The following is a 7,379-nucleotide window of genomic DNA, read 5'->3' as shown; positions in this document are numbered from 1 at the left end:
TCGAGATGAGGACGATGGCCCAGAAGAAGTCGTTGTAGATCCAGATGGACAGCAGGGTGGCCAGGGCCGCCATCGCCGGCTTGCACAGCGGCAGCGTGATCTGCCAGTACAGGCGCCACACCGAGGCGCCGTCGACGAGCGCGGCCTCGGTGAGTTCGTGGGGAAGCGACCGCATGTAGTTGCTCAGCACGAAGGCGCAGAATCCGGACTGGAACGCGATGTGGATGAGCACCAGGCCGAGGGCGGAGTCGTAGAGCTTGCCGCTGGCCGTGATGCCGGGCAGGTCGACGAGCAGGTACATCCGGTAGAGCGGGGTGATGATGACCTGCTGGGGCAGCAGGTTGCCCGCGGTGAACACCAGCAGCAGCGACAGGTTGACGCGGAAGTCGAAGCGGCTGACGTAGAACGCGACCATCGACGACAGCAGCAGCGTCAGCAGCACGGCCGGGACCGCGATGACGAGCGTGTTGACGAAGTAGTGCGTCATGTCGGACTGCGTGAACGCGTTCTTGAAGTTGTCGAGGCTCAGCGTGTCCGGCCAGGACACGTACCCCTTGTCACTGGTCTCCCCGTACGGGCGCAGGGCGGCATAGACCGCCCAGAGCAACGGTGTCAGCCAGGCCAGGGACGCTCCGGCGAGGAAGAGATGGAGCAGGAGCCGGGCCGGGCGGACGGGGGCGCGCTTCTTCGACGCGAGGGTGGAGGCGCTCACGATCGCCGCTCCTTCCGGAAGGTCGACATGAGGTACGGGATGATCACGATGAGGGAGATGACCAGCAGGACGACGGCGATCGCCGACCCGTACCCGATCCGGCTGGACTCACCGATGATGTTGTTGGTGATCAGGATCGACAGCAACTCGGTGCCCTGCGCGCCCTTGTTGAAGACGTAGACCAGGTCGAAGGCGCGCAACGACTCGATGATCGTCACGACGAGGACGATCGTGTTGGTCGGGCGGAGCACCGGGAAGGTGACGTGTTTGAACGCCTGCCACTCGGTGGCGCCGTCCAGCGCCGACGCCTCGCGCAGCGACGGGTCCACGCCCTTCAGGCCGGCCAGGTAGAGGATCATCATGTAGCCCGTGTGCCGCCAGGACGCGGCGACCAGGATCGCCCAGAGGTTGAGGTCCGGGTCACCGATCCAGTCGATGTAGTGGCCTGGTTCGTTGGCCCCGATGACGCTGTTGATCAGGCCCGTGTCGGGGTTGTAGACGAGTTGCCAGACGAACCCGATGACCGCCATGGACAGGACGACGGGCAGGAAGAACGCGGTCTGGTAGACCCGGCTGAAGCGGATCTTCTTGTCCAGTTGGACGGCCAGGAAGAGGCCCATCGGCGTCGGGACCAGGATGAGCACGCCGAACCAGATGATGTTGTGCTGGACGGCTGGCCAGAACTGCGGGTTCTGCGTGAGGAGTTCACGGAAGTTCTGGAGTCCGACCCAGTGGATCGAGTCGAAGCCGATGCCGTTCCAGGTGGTGAAGGCCAGAGCGATCGAGGCGAGCGCTGTGACCCAGACGAGCGCGATGTGCAGGACCGTGGGCAGGCCCGCCATCAGACCCAGCGTGATGCGGTCACGCCGGGTCAGAAGGCGACGGTGGCCCTGCACGTTCTGTTCCTTCGGGGGCTCGGCCCCCTGGGGCAGAGCCACTTCGTCCTCGTGGTCCTCGGTGAGAGTGTCGGTGGTCATGAGGAGGCGAAGATCGTCTTCTTCTGGCGCTCGATCGACGACAGGAGCCCGTCGATGCCCTTGGGGTCGCGGATGAACTTCTGGAGCGCCGGCTGCATGACCGTGGCGGTGAAGTCCGGGCGACTGTCGCGGTCCATGAACTGGGTGAGGTGCTTGGCGCCACTGATCATGTCGTACGCCTTCTTCTGCAGAGCGCTGTACGAGGAGGTGTCCGCCTTCGTGGACGCGGCGACGACGTTCGGGTCGGACGTCAGGTAGATCTGCTCCGCGGCCGGGCTACCGAGGTACTCCAGGAGGTTGATGGCACCGGAGCGGTTCTTCGGGGCCTTGGAGAGAAGGAATCCGTCGGTGGGCGCCTCGACGGTGTCCTGTCCGTACGCGGAGTCGATCTCCGGGAAGGCGAAGAAGTCGAGGTCCTCGCGGTCCGCCTCGTTGGTGAACTGCTGGCCCACGAACGTGCCCAGCAGATACATGCCGGACTTCTTCGCCGCGAGGCTCTGCGCGGCGTCCTGCCAGGTCCGGCCGACGGCGCCTTCCTGGTGGTAGGGAAGGATCTCGGCCCAGTGGTCGAAGGCGGCGCGGACCTTCGCGTCGGTCCAGGAGGCCTTGCCGGCCATCAGATCGACGTGGAAGTCGTAGCCGTTGGTGCGGAAGTTGATCTGGTCGAAGGTGCCCAGCGCGGGCCACGCGTCCTTGTCACCGAAGGCGATCGGGACGAGGCCGTCCTTCTTCATCTTCTTGCAGAGCGCGACGAACTGGTCCCAGGTGGTGGGGACTTCGTAGCCGTGCTGCTGGAAGACGCTCTTGCGGTAGAAGATCGCCCAGGGGTACGTGTAGAGCGGCACGAAGTAGTACTTGCCGTCCTCGCCCTTGCTGAGCGACTTCATCGCGTCGGGGAAGTTGTCCCCGATCTTCTCCCAGACGTCGTCGATGGGGGAGGCGAGCTTCTTCGACGCGAAGAACTGCATCCGGTAGCCGGCGAACCAGTTGAACACGTCGTCCGGGGTGCCCTGGAGGTAGGAGTTGATCTGCTCCTGGAAGGTGTTGTGGTCCTTCGTGTTCACGTCGACCGTGACGCCGGACTGCTTCTTGAACGCGGCGTAGATGTCGGCGAAGGCCTTCTTGGGCACCGCGTCCGAGGCGTTGGAGCCGACGGTGACCGTCTTCGGATCCGCGGCGCTGCCACTGCCGCCGCAGGCGCTGAGCAGGGGTATGCCCGCGCCGAGCGCTGCCGCGCCGCCGATTCCTCGAAGCAGCGTACGGCGGCTGGGAGTCGGGACGGACTGACCCGGGAGGTGAAGGTGCATGACGGCTCCTGAGGGTGGGAGTTGGCCAAAACGGCGACAGAGACGCTCGCCGAAAGCGATCAGAAACGCACTCGTTCAAACATCGTGGCGGCAATAAGAGCCGGACCCACCGCGATGCGTCAAGCCCCGAGGTGCCACGTGTTCGAAACGTGACCGACACACGGATCGCCAACGACATCAGGCGGAGCAGGCGGCGAGGGCACATCGACCGACCTGCGAAAATGCCCGTCAGCGCGGACCGACTAGCCGGCGCAGCGCGCTAGGCGTCGCCCGGACGGCCTTGCGCGGCGACGGCTCGCGACCCCATCGAGGTACGTCGAATGGGGCGCGCACATCAACAGGTGCTTGATAGCGCGGTGACGTCAGGCGGCCACGGAACCAACAGAGGCAATCAAACTTAAACACACGAGAAGATCCCCCCGCGATGGACCGACAAGGCATCCGAGTCAGCCCACACCTCGTCAAAGTGGACACGCAGCAGCGTTTCGACGGAGGCGTCGCGGCCGTTCGGCATGCTCAGTCTCGCGCAACGTAATCGATTACGCTACCGTCGCAGCCGATCGATCCGAACGAGCACTCCCGGACGAAGGAGCGGAAACGGACACGTGACAGGCAACCGACGTCAGGAGCTCGCCCGCGACACGAAATGGGCGGCGACCCGCACCGTTCGCGGCTTCGTCCGCCCATCGATCTGCTCCAGCAACAGGTGGGCCGCGGCGACTCCGACCTCACGAGCGGGGTACCGGATCGTGCTGAGCCGAGGCCGGACAAGGGCGGCGATATCGATGTCATCGTGCCCGAGCAGCGCGATGTCGCCGGGGATGTCGAGACCGAGTCGCTCCGCCGCGTCCATAGCGCCGACGGCCGTCATGTCATTGACGCACATCACCGCTTCGGGACGATGGGGCGACAGCATCAGCTTCTCGAATCCCTCGGCTCCGGCCTCTCGCGTGTGTTCACCATGGACGATGTGCTCGGGCCGTACCCGCAACCCCAACGCGGCCGCGTGCGCCGTGATGCGACCGAGTCGGGGATCGCCGCCGGTGGCATCGCGGGGCCCCGCGATGACTCCGACGCTGCGACGACCGGAGGCCGCGAGGTGGGTCATCGCGTCGACGACGGCTCCCTCCGCGTCGGGAGTCACCAGGTCAACGTCACCGAACGGCGTGTCGGCGCTGACGACCACGGGAATCCCCGCTCCACGGATCGCCTCGAAGGCATCGGTGGCAAGACGGAAGGGCGTCATGACCACTCCGGCGAAGCGCTGGTGGAGAGCCTCCTGGAGCAGCGCCTCCTCCTCACCCCGTTGCGCCCCGGTGTTGGACACCACCACGTGATAGCCACGGCCGCGCAGTTCGTCCTGTATCGAGCGGGCGAGCAGAGCGTAGAAGGGGTTGGCGATGTCGGGAACCACGAGGGCGACCATCACGGATCGCCCGGTCCGCAGACTGCGCGCCACGGGATTGAGGCTGAAGCCGAGGCGATCGATGGCCGCCTCCACCGACCTGCGCGTCTCCGCCGTGACAGGGCGTTTGCCACTCAGGACATACGAGACGGTCGCCGACGACACCCCGGCTGCGCGCGCCACATCGTTCATGGTCACCCGTTGCGCCATGCGGACACACCCCTTCTTGAACGCGCTGCCGACAGCGGGCCCCGCGGCCGACAGATTGTGCCACCGAAGTTTCCCATGCCCCCGCGTCACGACCACCATCTCGCGAGCCCCTGGTGATGGGATCGCCACGGCGGGTCCCGTATCGGCATGACCTCGGGACCGGGCGTGAGTGCTCAGCCGCCGCTCCCCCAGGACTCGGCGACGGCAGGGAGCGATTCACTGCCGTCGTTGCCGGCGTGGCCCTGCGGATGAAGTGGTCACACCCTCGTGGGCAGGTGCGTGACATCGGCCAGGCGTAGTACTGGGCAACACAGGTGGACCGAAGCTGGGAGTGGACGTGGAGAGCATCACGAAGAACCGGCAGCCGCTCGAGGTGTTGCGGGCCATGGTCGAGCGGGCGTACGGGCCGGGCCATGTGCCCGAGGGCGAGGCGTGGGTGAGTGAGCTGGGGCATGGCTGGTTCAACGTCGCCTACCGCATACGCCTGCGGGACGGACATGAGGTGGTCCTGAAGATCGCGCCTCCGCCCGAGGTCGAAGTGATGACCTATGAACAGGGGGCCATGGGCATCGAGTTGGCGACGCTCGACCTGGTCCGCGAACACACCACCGTGCCGGTCCCCCGAGTGGACTTCGCCGACCGGAAACACGACCTGTGCGACGCGGACTGGTTCTTCATGCCGTTCGTCGACGCGGACAACCTCGGCATCGTCGGGTCTCTCCTCCCGGAACGGGAGTTGGCGGGTTACAAGGAACAGGTCGGCGCGGCCAACCGTCGGATCAACTCCATCCGCGGTACGGGGTTCGGACCACTGGCCGGCCCGAAGAACGCGTGCTGGCGACAGGTGTTCACGAACATGGTCGAGGATGTCCTGGCCGACGGCGAACGGCGACAGGTCGATCTGGGCTGGGACTACGACACCGTGCGCGAGGTACTGGGTGATCACGCCGCGAGCCTGGAAGAGGTGAGCGAGCCACGTCTGGTGGAGTGGGATCTGTGGGACAGCAACGTCCTGGTTCGCGAGGGGAGGATCGCCTGCGTGATCGACCACGAGCGGGCTTTCTTCGGTGACCCTCTCATCGAAGCCGGCTTCACCGGCACGCAGATCGCCGCGTTCGGCGACTCCACCGCGTTCATGCGCGGATACGGTCACCCACCCCTCAGCGAGACCGAAACCGTGCGCCGCCGTCTGTACTGCCTTCACCTGATGCTGATCATGGTGATCGAGACCGTCTACCGCGGCCACCTCGAAACCTCACAGTACGACTGGGCACGCGACCAACTGACGGGAGTCATGGCGCTGCTGGGCCGCACCGGCCGGTGAGAGCGTGGCAGCGGCGCGCGTCGGCAACGCCTTCCTGCTCTTCCGGTCCGCCGCCGCCCCCACGAGTGTGGTCGGAGTCGCTTTCCTCGACCCGGTGTTGAATGCGCTGGGCGCGCGGGGGCGGAGTTCCTGGACGGCCATCATCGACCGGACCAGTTGGCACTCGCCGCGCCCCTTCACTGCCGGGGCCCGACCCAGCGCCGGGCTCGCACGCGCCGCGAAGACCAGCAACAAGGTGACGTTCTGCAAGACCGAGGACCTCGCCATCGACGCCACCGACGCCGCGTCGTTCGGGGGCGTGACCAGGATGTTGGTCGGGGTGGCGAGGCTGTCGCCGGTGGTGTCGACGGTTGTAGGCGAGGTCGAAGATCGCGGCATCGCCGGGCTTGAGGATGGTGATGCGCGGCTGGGCCGGGCCGCGCTCGACGGGGTTCGAGGTGTGGTCGGCGTCCTTGACGCCGGCGAAGCCGGTGGCCGAGCAGGTGGTCGATCCCCTGTTGACCAGACCCACACCGTCAGCCTGACATGGCCCGCCGCCGCCGGTCAGATCAAGGGCGCCTACACCGACGTCCAGGCCTACCCCACCCACACCACCAAGTAGGAACGGTCGCTCCCTCCCCGCTCGACGCCCGCTGAACGCCGCCCGGCGAGCCCGTCTGCCGTGACTGCTCGCCGTGGGCGAGTCGCGGGTGAAGACCGGCATAACAAGGTCGCGGACGATCCCCCCCACGGGGCCCGCGGCCCTTGTTGTTGTTGAGCGGGCCGCCTGCTGTCACAGCCCACTGGAGGGGCGCTGACGTTGCTCGCTCACGCGTCCCTGCCGGGTGTGGCGATCGATGTCGGTGACGCCTCCGTCGCAGAAGCACAACCGACCCCGACAGCACGAATCCCGGCAGCCTGTCAGGCTGCCGGGATCAGGAGTGCTGTGCGCCTACTTGGGCCGGACGGCGTCCTTGGCCTTCTCCTTGGCCGCGCGCAGGTCGCCCTGGGACTCCTTGGCCTGTCCTTCGGCCTTCAGGGACTCGTTGCCCACCGCACCGCCGACGACCTTCTTGACCTTGCCCTCGACCTGCTCACCCTTGGCCTGAGCCTTCTCGTCCGCAGCCACAACCACTCACCCCTGTCTCACTCGGAAACTCAAGTACGCCATCCGTGTCACCACGTATTGCCTCCTCAAACCAGTCCGAGACCGCGACGCATGCGCAGTGCGAACCGTCTAAGAAATACATAAGACCCGCAGGAATGAAGATCGGGCCGCCGGGCACACGAGGGTCCGGAGGTTGATAACCATGGTTCCCGTTCTTCTTGTTCTTCTGCTCGCCCTGATCCTCTTCGGTGCCGGTTTCGCACTGAAGGCGCTCTGGTGGATCGCCGTGATCGTCCTGATCGTGTGGGTCCTGGGCTTCGTGATCCGTCCGACGGCAAGCGGCGGCAAGCGTGGCCG

Annotated in this window: 8 protein-coding genes; 2 read left to right on the top strand and 6 right to left on the bottom strand. The window is 66.2% G+C overall.

The features are described from left to right. The 4 genes from AB0C62_RS41920 to AB0C62_RS41905 all read right to left on the bottom strand — a co-directional run. On the bottom strand, positions 1–712 hold a 712-nt coding region (locus tag AB0C62_RS41920; RefSeq protein WP_362982540.1), incomplete at its 3' end, for a carbohydrate ABC transporter permease. Beyond that, complete coding sequence (locus tag AB0C62_RS41915) at positions 709–1,689, bottom strand: sugar ABC transporter permease (protein WP_362982538.1); 981 nt, start codon at positions 1,687–1,689, stop codon at positions 709–711. The genes AB0C62_RS41915 and AB0C62_RS41920, both read right to left, overlap by 4 nt. Continuing rightward, positions 1,686–2,996 (bottom strand): ABC transporter substrate-binding protein, encoded by a 1,311-nt coding sequence (locus AB0C62_RS41910; RefSeq protein ID WP_362982536.1) that lies wholly within the window; start codon positions 2,994–2,996, stop codon positions 1,686–1,688. The genes AB0C62_RS41915 and AB0C62_RS41910 overlap by 4 nt, the downstream gene beginning before the upstream one ends. A 622-nt stretch (positions 2,997–3,618) precedes the next feature. Continuing rightward, a complete protein-coding gene (locus tag AB0C62_RS41905) occupies positions 3,619–4,710 on the bottom strand; it encodes a LacI family DNA-binding transcriptional regulator (RefSeq protein WP_362982534.1) in 1,092 nt (363 codons plus the stop codon). 238 nt (positions 4,711–4,948) lie between these two features. On the opposite strand from AB0C62_RS41905, the gene AB0C62_RS41900 reads away from it, so the two are divergent. Continuing rightward, on the top strand, positions 4,949–5,935 hold the full coding sequence (locus AB0C62_RS41900) for an aminoglycoside phosphotransferase family protein (protein ID WP_362982531.1): 987 nt from the start codon (positions 4,949–4,951) through the stop codon (positions 5,933–5,935). Here AB0C62_RS41900 and AB0C62_RS41895 read toward each other — a convergent pair. Continuing rightward, a complete protein-coding gene (locus AB0C62_RS41895; RefSeq protein ID WP_362982544.1) occupies positions 5,904–6,638 on the bottom strand; it encodes a DUF4232 domain-containing protein in 735 nt (244 codons plus the stop codon). The genes AB0C62_RS41900 and AB0C62_RS41895 overlap by 32 nt on opposite strands. A 228-nt stretch (positions 6,639–6,866) precedes the next feature. After that, entirely contained in the window at positions 6,867–7,043 is a 177-nt protein-coding gene (locus AB0C62_RS41890) for a CsbD family protein (protein ID WP_351430033.1), read from the bottom strand. A 181-nt stretch (positions 7,044–7,224) separates the two neighbouring features. Between AB0C62_RS41890 and AB0C62_RS41885 the strand changes: the two genes are divergently transcribed. Beyond that, the coding region (locus tag AB0C62_RS41885; protein WP_362982542.1) for a hydrophobic protein at positions 7,225–7,379 on the top strand (155 nt) is incomplete at its 3' end.

The organism is Streptomyces sp. NPDC048643 (genome assembly GCF_040650615.1).
GTDB lineage: Bacteria > Actinomycetota > Actinomycetes > Streptomycetales > Streptomycetaceae > Streptomyces.
This window is presented reverse-complemented; position numbering and strand designations above follow the sequence as displayed.